This is a genomic window from Furfurilactobacillus milii (assembly GCF_021654115.1).
Lineage (GTDB): Bacteria > Bacillota > Bacilli > Lactobacillales > Lactobacillaceae > Furfurilactobacillus > Furfurilactobacillus milii.
Window position 1 is genome coordinate 151,915 of sequence record NZ_JAIWJF010000001.1, and the last position, 24,569, is coordinate 176,483.

Consider the following 24,569-nt stretch of genomic DNA (forward strand, 5'->3'; position numbering starts at 1 on the left):
ACAATGTCTTTTTTATATGTGTCTTGTTTTAAAGGGATTATTTCCCGGGTAATATTCGTTGTTTGGCCTTTTTCGTCCTGTGTCAAATATCTTCCATCCATCTGAACCGTGAGTCAGAATACTGCTGTAAAACAAACGTTAAACGAGTTATCCTAAACTGATCATTCTTAGAGAAACTAACAATCTTAATTTGGTTTAAGCAGTAATACCCCGTTTGACCAGGGCTGGAATCGTCAACATTACGATAAAACTAAAGATGTATAATCCCGCTAAGCTACCCATGACAACTGGCAAGGTAAAGTGTTCCATAAGTAGGCCAATTGCCACCGAGGAGAATCCCCCGATTGCACGGCCTACATTCACAATCACATTATTGGCCGTTGAGCGAATCGTGACCGGATAAAGTTCACTGATTACGGCCCCATAACCGCCAAACATGCCGTTTGAAAAGAATCCAATCAGTGCACCGGCGGGCAGAATTGTCGCTGTTGTTTTGGCCAGTGTGAAGATATAAACCGAAATGGCTGCACCGATGAGAAAAATGCCAAACGCCCATCGAGGTCCAATGTTATCTAGTACGTTACCAAAGACAAACATCCCCATAACCATGCCGGCAATGGTTGCAATCATCCACATGGCCGATCCGGATACCGATACATGAGCCTGCTTTTGCATAATTGACGGCAACCAGTTCATCAGCCCAAAATAACCAGCAATTTGAACCACTGACATCAACATGAGTCCAACCGTTTGGTATACCCTTCGTGGACTGTTGAACAACACCAGTAGGTTAACCGACTGTGTGTTAGCACTTCGTTTAGCCGTTAAGAATGCGGGTGTTTCGTGCACATGCCGCCGAATAATGACGGTTAACGTAACTGGAATTAAGCCAAGGAAAAATAATGCGTGCCAGCCCAAGGTTGGTAAAATGACGGCTGCCAGAACGGCTGCCAATGCTGCCCCAATTTGACCGCCAATAGCAGCCACCGAAGTCATCCGACCAATCTTGTTGGCGGCAAACCGTTCCGAAATCAGCGCAATGCCCACACCATACTCACCACCAGCGCCAATGCCCGTTAAAAATCGGAATAAATAGATCCAACCAATCGAGTTTGCAAACGCCATGGCTGTGGTCGCAATGGCAAAAATAAAGACCGTATACGAAAAGATTTTTACCCTTCCGTACCGGTCACCTAATAATCCAAATAGTAAACCACCTGCCAGCATACCCAGGTTAGTCACTGAAGAAATCATTCCTGCCTGACCTGCTGATAGATGTAGTTCTGTGATAATTGAGCTTAATGCAAATGACAAAAACATCACATCCATATTTTCCAACGCAAAACCGGCACTGGTGGATGCAATAGTCCATTTCTGTTGACTGTCTGTATGGATCGCAGAAGCTACTGGCGCTTGATTCATCACGATTACCTCCAAAATGAATGCTCACTGACATTCGTTATTTTTTCTTGTCGCTTATCATGCCACGTCGAAAAATAATTTGCAAGTGTGCGTTTCAGACAACCCGTATCACGTAAAAAATTCCCTCTTGCATGCCGCTGAAAAAAACAGTATCATAATCTCCAATTAAACAAGCGCCGCTTTAAACCAATCCTGTGAGGTTGGTAAGCTAGCTCAAATTCAATCCGATATTATGGCGAAATGTATGCCAGTAATGGATCGTCTGAACGGTTAGCCGGGCAGATGATCCATTTTTTTGTGCCCAAGTGGTCGAAAGGAAGTTTTCATGAACGCCAGCATGAATTCAATTATTGTTGCCCTTGATGTAAATACAACATCTTCAGTCGATCAATTACTTGATCAACTATCACAAACAGATGACCGACCCGCGGTAAAAGTTGGTATGGAACTATTCTACAGCGAAGGTGCTGCAATGATTCGCCACATTCAACAACGCGGCTTTGACATCTTCTTAGACTTGAAACTACATGACATTCCCAACACTGTGGAGCGTGCTGCTTACCAGCTCGGGCAACTTGGCATCCAGTACACTACAGTCCACGCGTTAGGTGGTAAGGCCATGATTGCGGCGGCCAAACGTGGCCTCCAGCAAGGCGCACAGCAAGCGCACGTGACGCCGCCAAAATTACTGGCAGTAACTGAGCTAACATCCATCTCAGAAAAGATGTTAGTTAATGAGCAGCACGTCAGCCTACCAATGACCGATCAGGTTCGCCAACTCGCTCAACTGGCTGAAGCAGCAGGCGCAGATGGCGTCATCTGTTCCCCGCAGGAAGTCACAACGATTAAACCGTTTGTTAACGATAACTTTCTGTTGGTCACGCCTGGGATTCGTCTAACAACGAACCCGGCCGATGATCAGCAACGTGTCATGACACCTCGGCAAGCGGCAGAGGCTGGCAGTTCAGCCATCGTCGTTGGCCGTCCAATAACTCAATCTAATCAACCTGCAGACGCTTATATGACAATCAAAAAGGAGTGGTTAATTCATGACTAACACGGATAATACCTCAAACACAAATACAACTGACCTAACTGAAACAATCATCACTGAATTGCTTGCCATCAAGGCCGTTAAAGTATCCCCAAGCAAACCATTTCAATATGCTAGCGGAATGATTTCGCCGGTCTACACGGACTTACGGATGACGATCAGCTATCCCGAGTTGCGTCAGCATATCGCAACAGGTCTCACAGCCTTAATCAAACGTCAATATCCAAATGCGACGGTCATCGCTGGGGTCGCTACTGCCGGTATTCCACATGCTGCATGGGTAGCCGAGGCACTTTCACTGCCATTGATTTATGTACGGTCCCACCCAAAGGATCACGGGACTGGCAAACAAATTGAGGGTGCATTGTCATCCAAGGATCATGTTGTGCTTATTGACGATCTCATTTCAACCGGTGGCAGTGTGCTGGGGGCCGCAAAAGCTGTCAGCGCGGCTGGTGCCCACGTAGACGGTGTTGTTTCTGTTTTTAGTTATGACTTGCCTGACGCAACGACTAATTTTGAACAAGCGAAAACATCACTGACGCCATTACTGGACTATCACCTACTACTTGAGCATCTCACCAACCACCATGAGTTAAGTGAAACAGACTGCGAATTGGCCAAAGCCTGGCATAATGATCCTTGGCACTGGCAGCCAGTATCCATGTAAATCAATACTCGTCGACAACCCAACTCATCATAATCAGGAGGTTAACATGTCTATTACACTTGCAGGTGTGCGTTTGAAAAATCCAGTCATTGCGGCCAGTGGCACGGTCGGTTACGGTCAGGAACTGGCCAAAAAGACTGATCTCAATGCGCTTGGTGCCTTAGTAATTAAGTCAACGACCGCTGAACCACGAACAGGCAATCCTTGGCCAACGACAACCAACACAACTGCCGGCTGGCTAAACGCCGTTGGGTTAAAAAATCCTGGCATTAAAAATGTCATGGCCGAAAAGTTGCCTTGGCTTGCCACCCACTATCCTGATCTACCAATCGTTGGCAGTGTCGCAGGCGGTAGCATGAATGAATACGTTGAGGTTGCAAAACAGCTAACCACAGCGCCAAACGTTAAATTCATTGAAGTCAACGTTTCCTGCCCTAATGTCGACCATGGTGGCCTTGCATTTGGCACAGATCCAGCAACTGTTCAAACTCTGACCGCCAAAATTGTGGCCGCCGTGGATAAACCAGTGTTTGTCAAACTCACACCGAATGTAACGGATATTGTCCCGATTGCTAAAGCAGCCGAGGCTGGCGGGGCTGCCGGTTTTGTCCTCATTAACACCCTATTGGGCATGGAAATTGATCTCGCAACGCAAAAACCGCGTTTGGCACATGGCACTGGTGGCCTATCTGGACAAGCAATTCACCCACTCGCCGTCTATATGGTGCACCAAGTTCGCCAGGCATCCACACTGCCTATTGTCGGCGTCGGTGGTGTCTTTACCAGTAAGGACGCTGTAGAACTCATGCTAGCTGGTGCAAACGCTGTTCAAGTTGGGGCTGCCACTTTTCATGACCCTGCATCTTGTGCAAACATTGCGGCGAACATTCCGGCAGCCCTAGCCGAATACGACTTAACTTGGCCATCAGCAACTCATTAAGTTTCTCTGACAAGACTCGTGCTTACAGGTGAATTAGCTTTAAGGAAAATAATCCTACTGAACCAAAAAAATATGCCACACTGTCTTTCAGCGTGACACGTTTTTTGGTTCTGTTGCTAACAACAAAGCTAACATTAAAGCAAGCATGCTTACACCCGTTTCCATTTGTCACCACGATGCATGAACACAATGATGACCGGCAGAATCGTCAGTGCACTAATCAGCGAGAACCCAGTATCAATCACAGTGATTAGACCAAACGATTTCAGCACAGGGAAACTAACAAAGATAATCGCGGAAAAACCACCAATAATTGTCATTCCAGACACAAAAATGGCCTGTGCAACGGATGAAACAGCACTGATTGTCGCGTCCATCGTTTCTCTAACTATCCGAAACTCATCCTGTAACAAATCATACTTGTCATGATAACGCCGGTAAAAATTGCTGCAGGTTTGACAGTCATGCATTTTAACCTCTCTGCATTAGCCAACTAAAGATTATGTTTCACGTGAAACGCTCTTTTAGTTAGTTTTGCAACCCTCATTCTCAAACTAGGCTTTAAAGTATGTTGCAATCGCATCCGCAATTCGTTCACTTGCATGCCCATCCCCATACGGATTTTTGGCGCTAGCCATTGCTTCGTATTCGGCTTGATTAGTTAATAAATTGGTCATCGCGGTGTAAACATTTTCTTCGTTTGTGCCTACTAATTTCAGGGTACCGGCCGTGACTCCTTCTGGCCGTTCAGTTGCTTCACGCAACACCAAAACAGGCTTGCCTAACGATGGCGCTTCTTCCTGAACACCGCCAGAATCTGTCATGATAAATAAGGACTTGGCAGCTAGATTATGAAAATCAACCACATCCAGCGGCTCAATCAAGTGAATGCGTTCGTCATCAGCAAACACCTCATGCGCGGCTTCTTGAACGTTAGGACTGAGATGAACAGGATAGACCACGTCTAAATCCTGGCGCTCATCTACAACGCGTTTGATTGCGCGGAAGGTTGCGCGCATTGGTTCGCCCTGATTCTCACGCCGGTGCATCGTCAATAGTACAAACTTGTGTCCTGCAGGGATCTTGTCCAAAACTTCATGATGATAATTCTGCGTGACTGTTTCGCCAAGCGCATCAATAGCGGTGTTCCCCGTGACAAAAATCTGACTAGCGGGATGGTTTTCTTTCAATAAGTTGTCACGACTTGTTGTGGTTGGTGCAAAATAAAGATCACTCAGCACATCAGTCAACTGACGATTCATTTCTTCAGGATACGGCGAATACTTGTCCCATGTCCGCAAACCGGCCTCAACGTGCCCAATGGCAACCTGGTGATAGAAGGCGCTCACAGATGCAGCAAACGTGGTCGTGGTATCGCCGTGAACCAAAATCAAGCGCGGTTGCTCCTGTTGAATGATGTCATCTAGCTGACTGATGACATGAACGGTAATCCCAGTTAACGTTTGCCCAGCACGCATAATATTTAAGTCATAATCCGGTTTGATATGAAAAATCGTTAATACCTGATCCAACATTTCCCGATGCTGCGCTGTGACAACCACAATGGGTTGAAATCGTTCGTCCTGTTGCAGACGTTGCACTACCGGCGCCATTTTAATCGCTTCTGGCCGAGTTCCAAAAATCAACATTACCTTAATTGGCTGCTGTGCCATATTAGATATCCTCCCTTAACAAACTGAATAAGCCCACCATAACATGACTGGCTTAAAGTAAGCTTCATTTAGCGCTTAAGCAACGAAATTTTTGAGGTTTTAAGGTTGTTTCCCAAAGATTTAACGGCATAATTGATTCCTTACCAAATCTGCTTTAAATCATTTGTCTTTAAACGTTATTGACTTTCAGTCGATTAACCATATACTGAAATCACAAAAGTGAGTGAACGCTCATTTTAAATCAATACCCATTTGTCCTCATTCAAATCCTATCCGTCTCCAGAACAACCAGTGCGGCAACCGTAAGCACAATAGATCGTCAAAAGTAGCCAAGCGGTTGCTCAATATTATTCTTAATAGTGGCCACCTAATCGATTAACAATCATGTTTCAACAGGTTCGCTGGCCTTTTTTGACCAATAAATACTAAATGTTGGCATCTATGATAAGATTAACGTTACATTAGAAATGAACCAAAACCGACGTGAAGGAGGTGAGGCACATTAAGCGAGTTCAAACCTATCATGACGTGACAGATGACGTGGTGACGACCAATCACCAAACGAATATTCTGCCCAAAGATTATCGATGGCATCGCGACCGCTGGTGGGAACGATTATGGTCCCTTATCTTTCGTGGTTTGGCTAAGGCATTTGCTTACGTTTATTGCTACGCCAATTGGCGTTTAACGGTGGTTAACCGCGGTGTCTTGAAACCGTTTCGCCATCAAGGCTACTTTATGTATGCAAACCACACCCAGCCGGTCAATGATGCGTTTATGCCGTTAGTTATCGGTGGTGCGCAACGTTTTCACGCCATTGTCAGCCCCGCAAATTTCACGCTTCCGATACTCGGGCCTAACCTACCTTATGGTGGTGCCTTGCCAACTGCAACCACAACGAGTCAGACCATTCAGCTCATTAAAGCGGTCGATCGGGCAATGAACCATAATAACTATGTTGTCATTTATCCTGAAGCACATGTGTGGCCCTATTACACCAAGATTAGACCATTTCCGGAAACATCGTTTAGCTTTCCCGTTAAAACGCAGAAGCCCGTCTTCTGCATGACGACGACTTATCAAAAGCGTAAATTTGGCAAACGACCACGGCTAACGGTTTATATTGACGGCCCGTTTCAACCAACAGCGGGGCAGTCAAGAAAAGCTCAGCAGCATGAGCTTTGGCAAGATGTGACCCTGACCTTGAAACGGCGCAGTGCCGCCAGCACTTACGAATACATTCACTACAAAAGAGATGATTCATGATGAATATTTTATTCTGTGGCGATCATAGCGTAGAGGATGGCATCCTTATCGCAACGTTATCGCTCATCAAACATGTGCGAGAGCCCTTGCATATTTACGTGATGACGATGACGTTATCGTCGTCAAACGGGGCACAATGCAAGCCCGTTGGTGAGCGATTACTCACTTGTGCTCGCGATGAATTACGCACTGCCAACCCACTCAGTAATATTGAAGCAATTGATTGCACCACATTATTCAACCAAACACCACCTAGTGCGAACATGACGTCACGGTTCACACCATATTCCATGCTCCGTTTATATGCCGACCAGATTCCACAATTACCTAACCGTTTGCTTTACCTCGATGCTGACATTATTTGCCGTCAGTCATTTGAAGCGTTCTATCACCAAGATCTTCACGGCGTTGAGTTTGTCGGTGTGCTGGATCATTACGGAAAATGGTTCTTCCATCATGAACTGAAAGTCTATGATTACGTCAATTCTGGTGTTCTCCTGCTTAACTTAGCCTACATTCGACAAACGCGGCTTTTTGCCAAAGCCCGCTACATGTGTGAGACGCAGCAACGTTTCATGCCAGATCAGACTGCATTGAACAAGCTGAGCCGCACCAAACGGATTGCACCGGAACGATTTAACGAGCAGCATCGCATTCAATCTGACACTGTTTTTCAACACTTTACGACGAGTTTTAAGTTCTTCCCGTGGGTGCACACGTTCACCGTGAAACCATGGGAAGTTCAGCGGGTCCACAGTGAGTTAGGCCTTCACGATTACGATGATGTCCTCAATAAGTATCTTGAACTCAAACAACATCAGTAAGAAAGGAGCGACACACGATGCCTTCAGCAATTATTCCTGTTTTTTACGCCATCAGTGACGATTTTGCACCCTATGCCGCTGTCTCAATCAAATCACTAACCTCAAATGCTGATTCAAATGATCATTACCAAGTCATTATTTTGCATCAAGGGTTGTCTGATCAAACAAAGGCCAGCCTCTCCGCCCTTAGTACGCCTAATGTAGAGGTTAGCTTTAAGGCTTTAACACAGTCGTTATCTGCTATTCAAAATCAGCATCAAAATTTTCTCAGAGCCGATTTCTTTACCTTAACCATTTTCTATCGCTTATTTATCGCCGACATGTTTCCGCAGTTTGAAAAAGCTATTTACATTGACAGCGATACGGTCATCCCCGGGAATTTAGCTAATTTATACGAACTGCCATTGGCTAATAATTTGATTGGCGCTGCCCCAGACCATTCAATTGAACACGTTCCGCCAATGGTCGATTACATCACTAATGCACTTGGTCTACCTGCTAACGAATACATCAATTCCGGTGTATTGCTCCTCAATCTAACAAAATTACGAGAGGAACATTTCAGTCAACGTTTCTTGAAATTGCTACAAACGTACCAGTTTGACTGTATTGCGCCAGATCAAGATTATCTCAATACAATGTGTCATGGTCGCATCCGTTACTTAGACGAGGTTTGGGACGCCATGCCAAAAGACCCACAGTATGCACCAGTGAAGAATCCGCAATTGATTCATTACAATCTATTTTATAAACCGTGGTATTTTGACCACATTATGTACGGTCATTATTTCTGGCAGTATGCGGATCAGACCTCATACAAAGATATGCTCCATCAACAATTAAACGATTATACAACTGCACAGCGAAACGCCGATCGAGCCAAGCTGACCACTTTAATGACTAAAGCTGGCCAGTTACCCGATACACCCACGACGTTTAAAAAAGTGGCCGCCACCGGTGTGCCCATTCGCGTATGATTGTTGCAGATCATCGCGACCAAGTCATTAATAACATTCGACAGGCCGTTGCTGAGGAGCGCTTTAACGATAAGGTAGAGGTGGGTGATCCTGTCTTATCAACTGAGGCCAAAGCGCAGGCTGTCGATAACTATCTCAAACGCAGTCACACGCTTCACTTTAAAATTGCAAACTGGATTGCGCGAACGTTTATGGCCATCGCAACTTGGCTGACTAACCGAACGACCACCGTTTCCGGTTGGGAAAATCTGTCTAGTCTAGCTAAACACCAAGGTGCCATCATCACCACCAATCATTTCAATCCCCTTGAAAATACGGTACCGCGGCTACTAGCTCGCCATGAACACCGGCGCTTATTCATCGTCAGCCAGGATACAAATCTGGCGATGACTGGCGGACTGGGTTATTTAATGAATAACTTAGATATCATTCCCCTTTCCAAACGGTTGGACTATCTCGGTCGCGAACTACCAGCATTGATTCAACAAGCAACTGCCGCTGGTCACTTCGTGTTGATTTATCCCGAACAGGAAATGTGGTTTAATTACCGCAAGCCTAGGCCGCCCAAACGTGGCACGTATTATTACGCCGCCAAAGCAAACGTGCCCATCATTTCATGTTTTACCGAAATCCGGTCTGAAAAGAAATTAGCAACGTCGGAATTTCATGAAACGAGTTATCATTTACACATTTTGCCGCTCATTTATCCCGATCCTAAACTATCGGCTAACGCAAATGCCACACGCATGATGAATCAGGATTATGCACAAAAAAAGGCCGCCTACGAGGCAGCCTATCATGAACCACTATCTTATCAGTTTGAACCACAAGATATTGTAGGATGGATTCCGGATCGTGCTCAGCAATAAAGCCATTATTTCACTATCATTAGCGCACAATCAACGATAGTACGATCCAGACGTGGGTGTTAATTAACAGCAATACCAAAGAGTGGCCGTCACATTTTTTGCGACGACCACTCTTTTTATAGTTTAAATCGTTACCTCTGACAGGTATCCGTTAAACCAGATGTTCAATTTGTTTAGCTATTGCGACACCTTAGCGATGCGTCCCTGTTCAATATAGACGGACAAAATCGCAATATCAGCAGGGTTAACACCAGAAATTCGACTTGCCTGAGCAAGTGTTTCTGGTTGAATTTTAGCAAGCTTTTGCCGACCCTCTGTCGCCAGGCCTTCAATGGCTTCGTAGTCGATATTTGCTGGAATGGATTTTGCTTCCATCCTCTTCAGCTTGGCGATTTTCTCCTCAGCCTTTTGGATATAACCAGCATACTTTAGCTCAATTTCAACCTGTTCCACCACACGGTGATCGAGTGGCTCAGCTGGTCCATCGATAAATTGCATCAAATCAGCATAAGTCACTTCTGGGCGTCGAAGGAAATCGGCTGCCAACACGCCATCCTTCAACGGCGCATCATTATGTGCTGCCAACCACGCGTTAACTTGCGCGTTGGGCTTAACACGAACAGACTTCAAACGATTTAACTCAGCGGTAATAGCCGCTTTTTTGCTTTCAAACTTAGCAAATTTTTCATCATTAATCAGACCAAGATCGTGACCCATAGCTGTTAAACGCAGATCCGCATTATCGTGCCGCAAAATCAGCCGATATTCAGCACGGCTCGTTAACAACCGGTAAGGCTCTTTCGTGCCCTTGGTCACTAAGTCGTCAATCATGACGCCGATGTATGCGTCAGACCGCTTTAATGTGAAATCATCCTCGCCTAAAGCACGACGACCTGCATTGATGCCCGCAATCAGACCCTGACCAGCAGCCTCTTCATAACCAGACGTGCCGTTCATTTGACCAGCAGTATACAGGTTTTTAATCAGCTTCGTTTCTAGCGTGTTACGCAACTGGTAAGGTGACACAACGTCATACTCAATTGCATAGCCAGGCCGCATCATTTCTGCATCTTCCAAACCTTTGATGGAATGTAAAATATGCTGCTGAATTTCTTCCGGCATTGATGTTGACAGCCCTTGTACATACCATTCATCAGTCCGCCGACCTTCAGGTTCCAAGAACAATTGGTGCCGACTCTTATCAGCAAAACGAACGATCTTATCTTCGATGGAAGGGCAGTAACGCGGTCCGACCCCTTCAATCACACCTGAGAACATTGGTGCTCGATCCAAGTTTTCACGAATAATTTCATGCGTGTGTTCATTGGTATAGGTTAACCAACAACTAAGCTGATTTTTTACATCAATGTACTGACTGTCTGGCGTATCAAAACTGAAGTGATTAGGTTCCTTATCACCAGGTTGTTCTTCCGTTTCATCATAATGAATTGTTCCACCATCAACACGTGGCGGTGTCCCAGTCTTGAACCGTTCCAGGTCAAAACCAAGTTTCTCTAAATCTTCTGACAGCTCAATGGACGGTTGCGAGTTGTTGGGGCCAGATGAATACATCAGTTCCCCAATGATAATCTTTCCGCGTGAAGCGGTACCAGCGGTTAATACCACAGACTTAGCTTCGTAGTGTGCCCCAGTTGCCGTCACAACTCCGTGACAAACACCATCGTCGACCAATAAGGAAGTAACAACACCCTGACGCAACGTTAAATTAGGTTCCCGCTCCATCGTGTGCTTCATTTCCTCATGATAGGCATGTTTGTCGGCCTGAGCCCGTAAGGCACGGACAGCAGGGCCCTTCCCGGTATTTAACATCCGCATTTGAACGTATGTCTTATCAATGTTGTGGCCCATTTCACCACCGAGAGCATCAATTTCACGGACCACAATCCCTTTAGCCGGACCACCAACAGATGGATTACATGGCATAAAGGCAACCATTTCCAATGAAATAGTCATCAACAATGTTTTGTTGCCCATTCTGGCTGCAGCTAACGCGGCCTCAGAGCCTGCATGACCAGCGCCGACCACGATTACGTCATACGCCTTTGCCTGGTATGGCTTTCCCTCTGAAATCATTTCATTTTCCTTTCAATTGCCAACTTATTTAAACTGTAGTTCTGGCGGTATGTTTCACATGAAACATACTCGGTAACTATTTGCCCAAACAAAACTGAGAAAATAATTGTGTCAACAGTTCATCCTGAACAGAATCACCGGTTATTTCACCCAGCAAATCCCATGCACGGGTCATATCGATTTGAACCAAATCAACCGGCATCCCCGCAGCAATACCACTCATAACGTCATCCAAGGCTTGTGAAGCCTGGTTTAATAACCCAATATGTCGAGCGTTAGTGACCATTACCGTTGTCTGACTGTTTTCAATACCGCCAAAGAACAGGTTAGCAATCTTATCCTCTAACTGATCCATCCCAGCATTCGTCAGCACGGATGTTGCAATCACTGCGTCATCGCCAACTAACTTTTGCAAATCGGCCAAGTCGACTTGTTGCGGCAAATCAGTTTTGTTCAAAATGACGATTCGTTTGCTATCTGCCGTTGTTTTAATTAACGTGCGGTCCTCGTCCGTTAATGGTTCACTACCATTAATGACCAGCAAAACTAAATCAGCAGCTGCCAATGCCTGTTTAGAACGTTCAACACCGATCTTTTCAACTTTATCCGTCGTGTCGCGAATGCCGGCCGTATCAACCAATTTTAACGGGACACCCTTCACGTTCACATATTCTTCAATGACATCGCGAGTCGTCCCGGCGACATCCGTCACGATTGCTTTATCCTCATGAAGAAGGTGATTTAAGAGACTCGATTTTCCGACATTAGGTCGTCCAACAATGGCTGTGGCCAAACCTTCACGCAGTACCTTACCCTGTTGAGCGGTACTGAGAAGATCTGCAATTCTAGCCTTTACATCCTTGGCCTTTTCCAACAATAACCGTGTTGTCATGGTTTCCACATCGTCATACTCAGGGTAATCAATATTCACTTCGACTTGCGCTAAAACATCTAAGATGTCCTGACGCAAATTGCGAATCAAGTGAGCCAAATCGCCGTCCAAGTGATTTAACGCGACCTTCATCGATTTGTCAGTTTTGGCACGGATTAAATCCATTACAGCTTCAGCTTGTGACAAATCAATTCGGCCATTAAGGAAAGCACGTTTGGTAAACTCACCAGGTTCAGCTAACCGCGCCCCATGGCTTAACAGCAACTGTAAAATTCGGTTGGTGGCAACAATCCCGCCATGACAGTTAATTTCAATAACATCTTCACGCGTAAATGTCTTTGGCGCTAACATGACAGAAACCATCACTTCATCAACTTCTTCGTTGGTGTCAGGATCAATAATGTGTCCGTAATTAATGGTGTGACTAGCTACTTTACTTAAATCACGACCCTTAAAGACCTTTTCAGCAGTAGTCAACGCCTCCTCACCACTCAATCGCACAATTGAAATTGCACCCTCACCAGGTGGCGTTGAGATTGCAGCGATGGTATCAAACTCAGTAATCGTTTGTGACATATAAACTCCCTTCTCCGCTGATTAATAAATTGCATAAAAAAAGTGCCACCCCACGCGTAAAAACACGTGGGCAAAGCACCTTGACTACTTTAACCAGTAATATTCATATCAAATGTTTAATTAATGTACCCAATATTAAAAGCGTCGGCTCTTTTTGTCAAGCATTAGCGTGGGGCCACAACCACACCGCGCCGTGGTTCCCTACCTTGTGAGAAAGTCGTCACATGCGTGTTTTTAGCCAGTTGTGTGTGAATGACCTTCCGCTCATAAGCAGGCATGGGGTCGAGCAGCTCTGGTTCACCACCCGCAATTACATCACGCGCAGTATTATCAGCCAAACGCCTTAAAGTGCTGGCGCGTCGCTCACGATAGCCAGCCACATCAAGCATTAATTCGAAATGTTGCATGCCCTGCCGCAACATAAATGTATTGCCAAGCACTTGTAAAGCATTCAACGTACGACCATGCCGACCGATCAATAATCCCTCTTGTTCGGTCATAAAGGTTATTGCTGCGCCGTGATGATACGTCTCAGCCTCGGCATCAGCGCTAATACCAAGTTGTTCCAATGCATCGAGCAAGTAATTGGCAACTGCTTCCAAATTATCATCCAAGCGCGCTTGATTAGCCTGCTGGCGAGCCTTCAACTCTTCTGGTGTCAATTGAGTGGTTGCAGACATCGAATCAGTCAAACCAGCAGTCTGCGATTGAGCAACAGCACTGCTCATCGTGGCAGTCGTCGAAACAGTCGAAGTGGTCTCAGCAGACGCAACAACACTGTCGGCAACCTCAGCCGAGGTTAATGAACTTTTAGCGTGGGGGTGGTCTCCCTCACGTTGTCGAACATCGGCAGTTGCATCAACATTTCGTTCAATATCCTCATCACGCTTAGCAGTCACCCGTTGACCACTTGGATGATCAAACGTCGGACTAGTTTTAGCATTTTTAAGTAGTTTGCTTTGCGTTGTCCGTGATGAAGTTGCCCCCGTGGACGCACCAGCCGATACCTTTGCCGATTGCGGCGTTTTTGTAACGGAAACTGGCTTAATCGTAATATCAACGATGGCCTCTTTTTTCAAGCGTCCAAACCAGCCATGGACCGGTTCAGATACAACTGTAATCGCTACTTTGTCACGATCAATTTGAATTTTTTTGAGCCCGTTTTGAATTGCTTCATCCACGGTCTTCCCCTGATATTGCGTCACAGCTATTCCTCCAAATAAATCACGTACCTACATTTTAGCATGGATTGACTAACTTTTTATTGAACATTCACATTCTAGTTACCGACCATTCGTCGCCAAAATGTCAGTAACTGAAATCATTTCCCGGGTAATAACGTTACAACCCTATCAACAAGTTCTGCCGCAAGCTCAGACTTAGTCATGATTGGTAATTTTTCGGGCTCCTGATTGGGACGCAGAATAATGACTTGGTTGTTGTCGGCGTTGAAGCCAATATCTTTTCGGCTCACATCGTTAGCAACCAGCATATCCAATTTCTTATCGGTTAATTTTTGTTGGGCGTTTGCCAATAGATGCTCGGTCTCTGCAGCGAATCCCACCATGACTTGTTTAGTCTTCTGCGTTGCCAATGTTTTTAAGATGTCGGGATTTTTTGTAAGTTTGATCGTCATCGTATCGTTATCAGCCGTTTTTTTAATCTTCTGGGTAGCTTCTTCAACTGGTCGAAAATCAGCGACCGCCGCGGCCATGATGACAGCATCCTGTTGGGCAAAACGGTGTTGCATCTGGTTTAACATTTCTTTAGCACCAGCAACGTGGACAATTTCAACACCGGCCGGTGCACTCAAAGTGGTTGTACTACTAACTAAAGTGACGTCAGCCCCTTCATTAGCCGCCGCGGTTGCAATTGCGTAGCCCATTTTTCCTGAGGAATCATTACTGATAAAACGAACTGGATCAATGCGTTCACGCGTCCCGCCAGCAGTGACAAGTACATGGCGATGGCGCAAACGCCCCGTTTGTTGAGCCCACTTTTGTTGCACAAAATCTACAATTGTTGTCGGTTCAGGTAGTCGGCCACGCCCTGCGTATCCTTCCGCTAGCATCCCTGTGTCCGGTTGCATCATCATCACGCCATCGGCTGCTAATGTTGCCACATTACGAACGGTCGCTGGCGCTGCCCACATGTGATTATTCATTGCTGGCACCACGATTTTTAACGCTGTGGTGGCCAACAATGTTGTTGAGACAGCATCATCAGCCATTCCCATCGCCATTTTAGCAATGCTATTCGCCGTTGCTGGTACAACAACCGCAATATCCGTCCAATCAGCCATCTCAATGTGTGGCACATAGTGACCGTCACTGCCATTGTTGCCAAATAAATCCGTTAATACCGGTTGTTTAGTTAGTGCACCAAACGTCAGTGGCGTTACAAACTTTGTTGCATCCATTGTCATTGCTACACGAACAACAGCTCCCTGTTTCATCAAACCGCGAACGACTTCAGCCGCCTTATAGATTGCAATGCCACCGGTGACATAAACGGCAATGTGCTTATTCTCGAGTCCCATGCTTTTCCTCCCGTTTCTCCACTGAATGATGTTCTTGACGTTGTGCATCTTGCCAAGCCCGAATAACGTTAAAAACTGCCAACAATATCGTAACAAGTAAGCCACTGATTGGCACAAAGTAGACCAGCACAACGGCGACAAAGAGACCACCGTACAATGCAGTCGCACTGTACCCATTTAGTTTGCCAACAAACCGGATATGATCGCCATCAGCTGGATTGACCCGTCGTAAGTCACGCGCCATTTTTGTATAAGATAACGACCATAGCAATTGAACACCCACGTATAGCCACTCTGCCAACCGTTTGTCTGGAGACTCCCCTACAAAGGCTGTCACATACGGGAAAAAGCTCAAAAAGAGAAGCCATAGCACATTATCCCAGTAAACAATAGTCGTTATCTTACCAGAACCATTAAATAAATCATGATGGTTATACCACACAATCATAATGAACAAGAAACTAATCGCATAGGTGGCAAATTTAACACTTTGGGTCAATAAATCATGAACGTGAATTCCTGTTGGCACCACTAGCTGTAAAACCAACAGTGTTACGATAATGGCGATGATGCCATCCGTAAAGGCAATTAATCTCGATTTATTAATATCCTGATGACGATTGTTATTTCGCAGTGTTGATACAGCAGATGCGACACCTAACAGAATCTGGCCTATGATTCCGGCAATCGGCCACCATGGTAAAATCAGTAACACGGCAACAACGATGCCAAAACGCCATCGTAAATTTGTACGGGAATTTCCCAAGGCATAAAACTCATGGCGTTGTTCTGGATTGGCAACATCTAAGCTATATACTAACAACGAATAAGCGCCCATCCATACCAATGTTACTAAAATGAATAGACATTCAGGCCAAAAAGCCAATGGATATCGACCAACCCAAGCGGTAGCTAGAGGAAATAATGACATCACAAAAATCCACAACGTATTGGCCAAATACACGGGAAACGTCACTCGGTGAGCGACATTAATAATATTGTGATGAAAGTACCATGTCGCCATAATTAATAGAAAACTAGCGCTAAATGCGGCAAACGACCCGCCTTGCTTTAGAACTGCCGCCAGTGTTGCCTGCTCAGGTGGTTCAATCTCAAGAATGAGAATCGTAACTTCAATCGCAATAATCGCGTCAGAAAATCCGGTGAAACGCTCTTTATTCATCGTTCATGCCATCTCCAAATCGAAACTATTATCAGTTTAAGGTTCTTTGTGCATAGACACCACTATAAAGTGTGGCAAATCACAACCTTGATCAAGAATAGTTGTCGCGGGTAAATTAATTCGTGATGTAGCCAATATTCATCGCAAAACTTGTAGCCGATAAATAATGAATGTCCACAATAGTTTCATTTGTAACGTTATTGTAATCATTGATGGCTTGAACTGTTTACACCACCCGTCTATTCTATAAATAGCGCACTCGGCGCACTTGCGCTAAAACACCACATTAAAAGCTATACAGATTGGAGTCATTAAAGTGACACAGCAAGCTCAACCTTCGCAGGCTGACATCGCCCGAATGACGACCTTGTTAATTCATGGCCACCTCGCCGATATCTATGCATTACAGAAGGTCAATATGGACGTTGGCAATCTTCCCAAACTGGGCCTACGCGATATTTTACTGGTTACTCAGATTGGTTTAGAACCAGGAATCACTTCTTCGAAGCTTAGCCACCTTTTCCGCATGTCGAGTCCACTACTGTCAACGCGGATTACTGCTCTTATGAAACTCAATTTGGTTCAGCAAGTCGAGGATACAAAAGATCGACGGGTGCATAATTTAAAGTTATTAGCTTCAGGTAAAAAAGTTTATCAGTTTTGGTATAAGCGAATTGAAGCGCTGGCTATCAACATCCTGATGACTCATTCCCTTGAAGATATGAATCAAATGGAAGAGCGCATTGAGTACATTCTAAAAAGTGTTCAGTCCGACCTCATAAATTAGTTATTTTATAACCTTTGTTGTAAACAACAAGCATCATTTTTACACGATTCAAAAAAATCTGCACGCTTCATCAATTGATGAGGCGTGCAGATTTTTCAATCATTTATTGAATTAGCGACGTCGTGACCGACGAGCTTTTTTGATTGCTCGCTGCTTGGCCTTCGCTTGATCGCGTTTGGCAGTTTCACGCTCTTCACGCTCACGGTTAATCTTCCAAGGGTTCTGAATCAGCAATGTTTGACCAGCCTGGAAGGCGTTTGAAATTACCCAGTATAATGACAGCGCTGTTGGTACAGATACGGCAGTGAAGAAGATGATCACTGGCATCCCCCAAACCATCACAGCATTCATTGAGTTGCTTTCCGGTTGACTCTTAACACTCAACCAAGAACTAATGAAAGTGAAAACGGCAGCAAGGATTGGCAAAATGAAGTAAGGATCGCGATCCCCAAGCTGCATCCATAAGAACGAACCCGTCTTCAATGCTGCTGTCCGATAGATTGCTTGATACAGTGCCCAAATAATTGGCATCTGAACAATCAGTGGTAAACATCCGGAAACCGGGTTATAGCCAACTTCGGCATATAATTTCCGTGTTTCCTCCTGGAGCTTTTGTTGCGTAGCCGTATCACGCGACTTATATTTCTTCTGCAACGCTGACAACTGTGGCTGAATTTCTTGCATTCGCCGCATTGAACGCGTTTGATAAATCATTAATGGCAGAATAATAATCCGGATGATCAGGGTAATCATAATGATCCCCATCCCATAACCGCCGAATACATGACTCAGCCAAATGATGAATTGACTTAAATTATACAGAATCGTGTGATCCCAAAATCCTGTACTACTGCTGGTGATTGGCTTTTTACCACACGCTGCCAAGAATAAACTGGCTGCAGCAATCATGGTCAGCGCTAATCGTCGTCGGCTTTTACGGCCGGAGCGTTTTCCGTTTGACTTCACGATTTTTTCCTCATTTACTTCATTCATTTTGATAATGCCTATGTTGCCCACTTATATTTTGCTGTAACGCTACTACTCTGCATCCAGCAACTTTGCCAAACGTAACGCATGCGTCAGGTTTTCTTTGATTTCGGCCATTGATAGCCCATCAGCTGAAGGTCGTGCGATAACTAAGAAGTCGACGTCCTGACGAAGCATTGGCTTTAACTCCAACAATGACTGCCGAATTCGACGCTTAACCCAGTTACGGTGGACAGCGTTGCCAATCTTCTTACCGACAGAAATACCGACACGAAAATGTGGCTGCTCTGGTTTATCCATTGTATAGATAACAAACTGACGGTTGGCAATCGAGTTTCTGGTTTCAAAGACCGTTTGAAATTCGCTTTCTTTTTTGATGCGGTATGACTTTCTCAATGGTCCGAATCTCCTCAACTAAAATGATTCAACGCCACAAAACCAACACTAATGGTCATCGTGGACTAAAAAAATAAAAAAGGTCACTGAAAAATATCAGTGGCCTGTTTTTATGCAGATAATACTTTTCTGCCCTTTTGGCGCCGACGTGCTAACACCTGACGGCCGTTACTTGTGCTCATCCGTTTCCGGAAACCATGGACACGTGATCGATGACGCTTCTTTGGTTGGTAAGTTCTTTTCATGTTGGATTGCACCTCCTTTGGATCGTTACGACACAGATACCTTAGTGGTGACGTGACGACACACTTGGATATCCAGCGTTACATATATGGTTGATTAGCTAAAAGCTAGCGCACGAGAAAACTCATGCAGTTCCTAAATATAATATCATAGACAGAGTTACTTGCAAACAACAAATTGTCGATTCTGATAATTTGTAGGACAAAAGTTATCCACAGATTGTCAAAATTAATCCACAGGTTCAGTGGATTTTAGATTTTTAAAAACGTTATTTCCACAGGAATTCAACAGCAAAATGTACAAATCCACAGCCGTTTGAAAAGTTATCCACACCTCTGATTTTTTCTGTGGATAACTTTTTGAAAGCTATTGTTCTCAACGTTATTTAATCACACTTGCCGGTGGAAAACTTGTTTCACAGAGGCCAAATCCTGATTTTTCAACGCTCCTGTGGATAACCTTCACACAATCCTGTGGAACATTCGTAACTTGTTCTGTGGAACCTGTGGAAAACTCTGTTTGTTCATGCTAAAGTTGTCTTTGCAGATTTTGTTATTCTCATTTTTCGCCATAAATTATTACTATTTATGCATAATTCATTCTAGGAGGCTTCATCGGTGGTCGATAAAAACACACTCTGGGATGGTTTAAAAGAAAGTTTCCGCGCTAATTTGTCACCCGTTACCTTTAATACGTGGGTCGAATCAGCACTGCCTCTTTCTTACCAGCCGCCACGCTTTGTTTTACAAGTTCCTTCCCAGCTTCATAAAGACTACTGGGAGCGAACACTAACCCCCAAACTGGTCGAATTTGCTTTCTCTGATTTTCAAGCTGAATTGGAACCAGAATACGTCATTGAAGGTGAGCAACCGGTTCAGCCAACAGTAAAAGAACCTGTTACTGACGCTGCCACAACTGAAGTTGCTAATCACGCAAACTCTCTAAACGACAAATACACGTTTGATACATTCGTTATTGGTAAGGGGAACCAGATGGCGAATGCTGCTGCTATGGCGGTTTCTGAGGAACCTGGGACCTTGTACAACCCCTTGTTTCTTTATGGTGGTGTTGGCCTAGGTAAAACGCATTTAATGCACGCCATCGGCCATGCCATGATTGCACGTAACCCTAATACCAACGTCATGTACGTCACCAGTGAAGAGTTCACAAATGATATGGTTATGTCGATCCGTGACAAGACTCAGGAACAATTCAGGTTGAAGTATCGGTACGTTGATCTACTACTTGTGGACGATATTCAATTCTTTGCAGACAAGGAAGGGACTCAGGAAGAGTTCTTCCATACGTTTGAGCAACTTTACAATAATAGTAAACAAATCGTGTTGACGTCTGACCGCTTGCCCAACGAGATTCCCAAGTTACAAGACCGCTTAGTGAGTCGCTTCAAATGGGGCCTATCCGTTGACATTACAGCGCCTGACTTAGAAACACGAATTGCCATTTTACGTAATAAAGCTGAGCGTGAACAAATTGAAATTCCCGATGACGCACTCGAAATCATTGCCAGTCAGGTCAATAGTAACGTCCGTGAATTGGAAGGTGCCCTCGCACGTGTGCAGGCCTATTCGCGCCTCCAAAAGAAGCCGATTGACGAAGACTTAGTTCACAATGCATTGAAGAGCCTTAATCTCGAAAGCAAACCAACACTTACGATCGAGCTCATTCAACAGAAGGTTGCAAGCTACTTTGACGTTAATCTCGTCGATCTCAAAGGTAAAAAGCGGATGAAGGAAATCGTTGTCCCACGGCAAATTGCGATGTATCTAGCCCGTGAATTAACGAATTCATCCTTGCCAAAAATCGGTAAAGCCTTTGGTGGCAAAGACCACACAACTGTTTTGCATTCTTGCGACAAAATTGCAGAGAGCATTTCAAACGACGCAAAACTTGCTGAAAACATTCAGCAGCTTAAAATTGAGATACAACGCTAGTAAAAACTGGCGTATCATGGGGGCAGGACGTCGTTAGGACCTGTGGATAAGTGAATCGAAACCATCTGAGTTTTACTTGAGTTATCCACAGGTGGAAAACTTTACCAGTTCTTGAAATTCTTGGTTTTCCACAGTATCCACACTGCCTACTACTACGACTATCTTTATATCTTAAATAAGTAATGGGGCTTTGCCCCAAATTACATAAACCACTTTGGGGGACTAAGAATGAAATTTACGGTCAATCGACAAAGTTTTATTAAAAAGCTCAATGATGTTTCACGTGCCATTTCTACAAAAACAACAATTCCGATATTAACCGGATTAAAGCTAGAAGTTACCAATAATGAAATTACCTTTACTGGATCCGATACCGACATTTCGATTGAAACCACACTCCGTGCTGATGATGAAAACGCAGAACTGAATGTTGAAGAAGCAGGTAACATTGTTTTGCCAGCACGTTTCTTTGGTGAGATCGTCAAACGGTTACCAGAAGCTACGATGACCATTGCAGTTAAAGAAGGTTTTCAGGCAAACATTACATCTGGAGCAGCTGCCTTTACGATCAACGGGTTGGATGCCAATAGCTACCCGCACTTACCTGAAATTGAAAGCGATGATGAAGTAACGCTGGCTGGGGATGTCTTCCGTGACATCATCAATACCACAGTTATTGCTGTTTCAAACCAAGAAAGTCGCCCAATTTTGACTGGGGTTCACTTTACTTTGGCCGGTGATCAATTTACAGCTGTTGCGACTGATTCACATCGTTTAAGTCAGCGCAAGATCACGCTACCGACACCAGCCACGGAAACTCATGACGTAATCATCCCCGGGAAGTCCTTAGTTGAACTATCACGGATGATTGGTGAAGACAGCACTGATGTTAAAATGCGCCTCGCTGAAAACCAGGTGCTCTTCTTACTTGGTGACACGTCTTTCTATTCACGTTTGTTAGAAGGAAATTATCCAGATACGTCACGCCTAATTCCTAGTGAATCTGACACGACCATGGAAATTTCAGCCCCAACGTTACTATCTGCTATTGAACGTGCTTCGCTGTTATCACATGAAAGTCGTAACAACGTGGTTAAAATCACGTTGAAGGGCGAAGAAAAATCGGCCACAATTTTCGGCAACTCACCAGATGTTGGTGCTGTTGAAGAAAATCTATCGGCCATCAGCCTAGAAGGGTCAGACTTAGAGATTTCGTTTAACCCAGATTATCTGAAGGATGCGTTGCGTTCTTTTGGTCAATCACAGATTAAATTAAGCTTCACTTCGGCACTACGGCCATTCACCTTGGTACCAAGTGAGGATGAACAAAACTTTATTCAACTAATTACACCTGTGCGGACGTTTTAGTTGAATGCATAAGTAACCCCCAAAAGGAGCACTCCGGGACCACTAGCATTTTGGTCTCAGGGTGCTTCTTTTTTGCGCCAATCTTGTGAAAGTCACATTCCGTGGTTGGGGTGTTTGCGCTAATTTCAAACGACAGAACGTGGGTATTAGAAAAACAACGCTAAGATTCGAAATAAAAGTCGTTTTTTAAGGCGATTTTGTCGTATTTTGCGTTTAAAGCGTCTCTTAGCCATTTTGGGGGCTCGTTAGTATCAGGTATTTAAAAAGATATAAAATCGATTATAGGGCGTAAAAACCGGTTAATTAATTGTTTTTCGGTTCTGAAAACGGTATAATAGTTACTGTAAGTAAGGGATGGTGTTGATTGTGAAAAAAGAAGTTTTAATCAAGACAGCCTTCATTACTTTGGGCCAACTATTGAAAGAGGAATCAGTCGTTGATTCAGGCGGCCAGGCTAAGTGGTACTTACGCGAGCATTCAGTGTCCGTTAATAACGAACCGGATGATCGTCGTGGTCGTAAACTTTATCCTGGTGATTCAGTAGATGTCCCAGATGTAGGGCTATTTTTTATACGGCAAAATCAGTCAGCAGACACGACGGAAAAGGATGCGTAAATGTACCTGGAAGGTTTACACCTCAAGAATTTCCGTAATTACGCTGACCTTGACGTCAAGTTTAATCAAGGTGTGAATGTGTTACTGGGCGAAAATGCGCAGGGGAAGACAAACCTGCTGGAAGCAATTTATGTTTTAGCCTTGACGCGTTCGCACAGAACGGCAAATGATCGTGACTTAATTGGCTGGCAGGCTAATGAGGCCTTAGTTGCTGGTCGTGTTCATAAAACGAATACGGTTACGCCATTGGAGCTGACATTTAGCAAGAAGGGCAAAAAAGCCAAGGTGAACCACCTTGAGCAGGCTCGTTTATCGGCTTATGTGGGCAATCTTAATGTGATTTTGTTTGCTCCGGAGGATTTAGAGCTGGTTAAAGGATCGCCATCAGTGCGAAGACATTTCATTGACCAAGAATTTGGGCAAATGAGTCCTAAGTATCTGTATAACGCTGGCCAGTATCGGTCAATTTTGCGACAGCGGAATAATTACTTGCGGCAATTGCAACGTAAGCAGGCTAAGGATTTGGTTTATCTCGGTGTGTTGAGTGACCAACTAGCTGCGTTTGGCGCTGAAATTGTTGCAGCACGGTTGAATTTTCTTGATCAATTGGCCGTTTGGGCGCAACAAGTGCATAAAGTGATTTCGCAAGAGCGCGAAGAACTCGCGTTTGAATACGTTAACCAGATTAAAGCAACGCGCGAACAAAGTGTTGATACGTTGTACAAGGCGTATCAGGAACAGTTTGAGCGACAACAAGCGAAGGAAATCGAGCAAGGGACGACATTAATTGGCCCTCACCGCGATGACCTTCACTTCATGGTTAACGGCAAAAATGTCCAGACGTTTGGCTCACAAGGTCAGCAACGGACGACAGCATTATCTGTGAAACTAGCTGAAATTGATTTGATGAAGGCAATCACAGGTGAATATCCAGTGTTGTTACTAGATGACGTGCTGAGCGAGCTGGATGATGCAAGACAGACACACCTGTTGCGGTCTATTCAAGACAAGGTGCAAACCTTTCTAACCACCACATCGTTAAGCGGTATTGCCCGCAAACTGATTAATGATCCAACGATATTCAATATTGCTAGCGGTCATTTAAGTCAGGATGAATCAGTATCATCAAGCGATGGTAGTGATAGTCAGAACGGTAACGATGGACAGGAACCAAAACAGGAGTAAGTAACAAGTTAGTAAGCAGCAGTTTTTGAGCAACGTGGTTAACGGTCCGTTTTTAGA

The 24,569-nt window shown here is 44.6% G+C and carries 23 protein-coding genes; 12 read left to right on the forward strand and 11 right to left on the reverse strand.

Going from position 1 to position 24,569, the window contains the following annotated elements; translation table 11 throughout:
* Positions 1-195: 195 nt before the first annotated feature.
* Positions 196-1,422, reverse strand: coding sequence for an MFS transporter (locus tag LDK34_RS00650; RefSeq protein WP_178943518.1), 1,227 nt, complete (start codon positions 1,420-1,422; stop codon positions 196-198).
* 325 nt (positions 1,423-1,747) lie between these two features.
* On the opposite strand from LDK34_RS00650, the gene pyrF reads away from it, so the two are divergent.
* The 3 genes from pyrF to LDK34_RS00665 are packed head-to-tail and all read left to right on the forward strand — an operon-like array spanning position 1,748 to position 4,086.
* Positions 1,748-2,479 carry an orotidine-5'-phosphate decarboxylase gene (gene pyrF / locus LDK34_RS00655; protein WP_178943411.1) on the forward strand — a complete coding sequence of 244 codons (732 nt, stop codon included), beginning with the start codon at positions 1,748-1,750 and terminating at the stop codon, positions 2,477-2,479.
* Positions 2,472-3,146 (forward strand): orotate phosphoribosyltransferase, encoded by a 675-nt coding sequence (pyrE, locus tag LDK34_RS00660; RefSeq protein ID WP_178943412.1) that lies wholly within the window; start codon positions 2,472-2,474, stop codon positions 3,144-3,146. Before pyrF ends, pyrE begins: the two co-directional genes overlap by 8 nt.
* Before the next feature lie 46 nt (positions 3,147-3,192).
* Entirely contained in the window at positions 3,193-4,086 is an 894-nt protein-coding gene (locus tag LDK34_RS00665) for a dihydroorotate dehydrogenase (protein WP_178943413.1), read from the forward strand.
* Between the two features lie 149 nt (positions 4,087-4,235).
* Here the strand turns inward: LDK34_RS00665 and LDK34_RS00670 are convergent, their stop codons facing one another.
* Together LDK34_RS00670 and wecB are read right to left on the reverse strand one after the other, a co-directional pair.
* Entirely contained in the window at positions 4,236-4,556 is a 321-nt protein-coding gene (locus LDK34_RS00670; protein ID WP_225439134.1) for an MMPL family transporter, read from the reverse strand.
* An 84-nt stretch (positions 4,557-4,640) separates the two neighbouring features.
* Positions 4,641-5,759 (reverse strand): non-hydrolyzing UDP-N-acetylglucosamine 2-epimerase, encoded by a 1,119-nt coding sequence (gene wecB / locus LDK34_RS00675; RefSeq protein WP_178943414.1) that lies wholly within the window; start codon positions 5,757-5,759, stop codon positions 4,641-4,643.
* 492 nt (positions 5,760-6,251) lie between these two features.
* Between wecB and LDK34_RS00680 the strand changes: the two genes are divergently transcribed.
* The 4 genes from LDK34_RS00680 to LDK34_RS00695 are packed head-to-tail and all read left to right on the forward strand — an operon-like array spanning position 6,252 to position 9,695.
* Complete coding sequence (locus LDK34_RS00680) at positions 6,252-7,025, forward strand: lysophospholipid acyltransferase family protein (RefSeq protein ID WP_236941163.1); 774 nt, start codon at positions 6,252-6,254, stop codon at positions 7,023-7,025.
* Positions 7,025-7,849 carry a glycosyltransferase gene (locus LDK34_RS00685; protein ID WP_178943520.1) on the forward strand — a complete coding sequence of 275 codons (825 nt, stop codon included), beginning with the start codon at positions 7,025-7,027 and terminating at the stop codon, positions 7,847-7,849. Before LDK34_RS00680 ends, LDK34_RS00685 begins: the two co-directional genes overlap by 1 nt.
* A 17-nt stretch (positions 7,850-7,866) precedes the next feature.
* Positions 7,867-8,826 (forward strand): glycosyltransferase family 8 protein, encoded by a 960-nt coding sequence (locus LDK34_RS00690; protein ID WP_178943415.1) that lies wholly within the window; start codon positions 7,867-7,869, stop codon positions 8,824-8,826.
* Positions 8,823-9,695: a 1-acyl-sn-glycerol-3-phosphate acyltransferase gene (locus tag LDK34_RS00695; protein WP_178943416.1), complete on the forward strand. Its 873-nt coding sequence runs from the start codon at positions 8,823-8,825 to the stop codon at positions 9,693-9,695. The genes LDK34_RS00690 and LDK34_RS00695 overlap by 4 nt, the downstream gene beginning before the upstream one ends.
* Before the next feature lie 177 nt (positions 9,696-9,872).
* On the opposite strand, the gene mnmG is transcribed toward LDK34_RS00695, so the two are convergent.
* From mnmG to LDK34_RS00720, 5 genes are all read right to left on the reverse strand, one after another.
* On the reverse strand, positions 9,873-11,789 hold the full coding sequence (mnmG, locus tag LDK34_RS00700; RefSeq protein WP_250161172.1) for a tRNA uridine-5-carboxymethylaminomethyl(34) synthesis enzyme MnmG: 1,917 nt from the start codon (positions 11,787-11,789) through the stop codon (positions 9,873-9,875).
* A 76-nt stretch (positions 11,790-11,865) separates the two neighbouring features.
* Positions 11,866-13,257, reverse strand: coding sequence for a tRNA uridine-5-carboxymethylaminomethyl(34) synthesis GTPase MnmE (mnmE, locus tag LDK34_RS00705; RefSeq protein WP_236941164.1), 1,392 nt, complete (start codon positions 13,255-13,257; stop codon positions 11,866-11,868).
* Positions 13,258-13,421: 164 nt separating this feature from the next.
* A complete protein-coding gene (jag, locus tag LDK34_RS12585; RefSeq protein ID WP_178943418.1) occupies positions 13,422-14,462 on the reverse strand; it encodes an RNA-binding cell elongation regulator Jag/EloR in 1,041 nt (346 codons plus the stop codon).
* A 116-nt stretch (positions 14,463-14,578) separates the two neighbouring features.
* On the reverse strand, positions 14,579-15,796 hold the full coding sequence (coaBC, locus tag LDK34_RS00715) for a bifunctional phosphopantothenoylcysteine decarboxylase/phosphopantothenate--cysteine ligase CoaBC (protein WP_178943419.1): 1,218 nt from the start codon (positions 15,794-15,796) through the stop codon (positions 14,579-14,581).
* Positions 15,780-16,979: a TMEM175 family protein gene (locus LDK34_RS00720; RefSeq protein ID WP_178943420.1), complete on the reverse strand. Its 1,200-nt coding sequence runs from the start codon at positions 16,977-16,979 to the stop codon at positions 15,780-15,782. Before LDK34_RS00720 ends, coaBC begins: the two co-directional genes overlap by 17 nt.
* A gap of 316 nt (positions 16,980-17,295) precedes the next feature.
* On the opposite strand from LDK34_RS00720, the gene LDK34_RS00725 reads away from it, so the two are divergent.
* Positions 17,296-17,766: a helix-turn-helix domain-containing protein gene (locus tag LDK34_RS00725; protein ID WP_178943421.1), complete on the forward strand. Its 471-nt coding sequence runs from the start codon at positions 17,296-17,298 to the stop codon at positions 17,764-17,766.
* 111 nt (positions 17,767-17,877) lie between these two features.
* On the opposite strand, the gene yidC is transcribed toward LDK34_RS00725, so the two are convergent.
* The 3 genes from yidC to rpmH form a co-directional block, all read right to left on the reverse strand.
* The gene (gene yidC, locus LDK34_RS00730; protein WP_161002119.1) at positions 17,878-18,675 is read right to left on the reverse strand and encodes a membrane protein insertase YidC; all 798 of its coding nucleotides are present in this window, start codon (positions 18,673-18,675) and stop codon (positions 17,878-17,880) included.
* Between the two features lie 129 nt (positions 18,676-18,804).
* Complete coding sequence (gene rnpA, locus LDK34_RS00735; RefSeq protein WP_017262430.1) at positions 18,805-19,149, reverse strand: ribonuclease P protein component; 345 nt, start codon at positions 19,147-19,149, stop codon at positions 18,805-18,807.
* Between the two features lie 110 nt (positions 19,150-19,259).
* Positions 19,260-19,394, reverse strand: coding sequence for a 50S ribosomal protein L34 (gene rpmH / locus LDK34_RS00740; RefSeq protein ID WP_011668979.1), 135 nt, complete (start codon positions 19,392-19,394; stop codon positions 19,260-19,262).
* 615 nt (positions 19,395-20,009) lie between these two features.
* On the opposite strand from rpmH, the gene dnaA reads away from it, so the two are divergent.
* The 4 genes from dnaA to recF all read left to right on the forward strand — a co-directional run bounded on the left by dnaA (position 20,010) and on the right by recF (position 24,512).
* Positions 20,010-21,344, forward strand: a complete 1,335-nt coding sequence (gene dnaA, locus LDK34_RS00745) for a chromosomal replication initiator protein DnaA (protein WP_236941165.1) — start codon at positions 20,010-20,012, stop codon at positions 21,342-21,344.
* Positions 21,345-21,572: 228 nt separating this feature from the next.
* The gene (dnaN, locus tag LDK34_RS00750) at positions 21,573-22,712 is read left to right on the forward strand and encodes a DNA polymerase III subunit beta (protein WP_161002631.1); all 1,140 of its coding nucleotides are present in this window, start codon (positions 21,573-21,575) and stop codon (positions 22,710-22,712) included.
* A gap of 354 nt (positions 22,713-23,066) precedes the next feature.
* The gene (gene yaaA / locus LDK34_RS00755; RefSeq protein ID WP_017262427.1) at positions 23,067-23,327 is read left to right on the forward strand and encodes a S4 domain-containing protein YaaA; all 261 of its coding nucleotides are present in this window, start codon (positions 23,067-23,069) and stop codon (positions 23,325-23,327) included.
* Positions 23,328-24,512, forward strand: a complete 1,185-nt coding sequence (gene recF, locus LDK34_RS00760) for a DNA replication/repair protein RecF (RefSeq protein WP_236941166.1) — start codon at positions 23,328-23,330, stop codon at positions 24,510-24,512. It begins immediately after the preceding gene.
* The last annotated feature ends 57 nt before the right edge of the window (positions 24,513-24,569 follow it).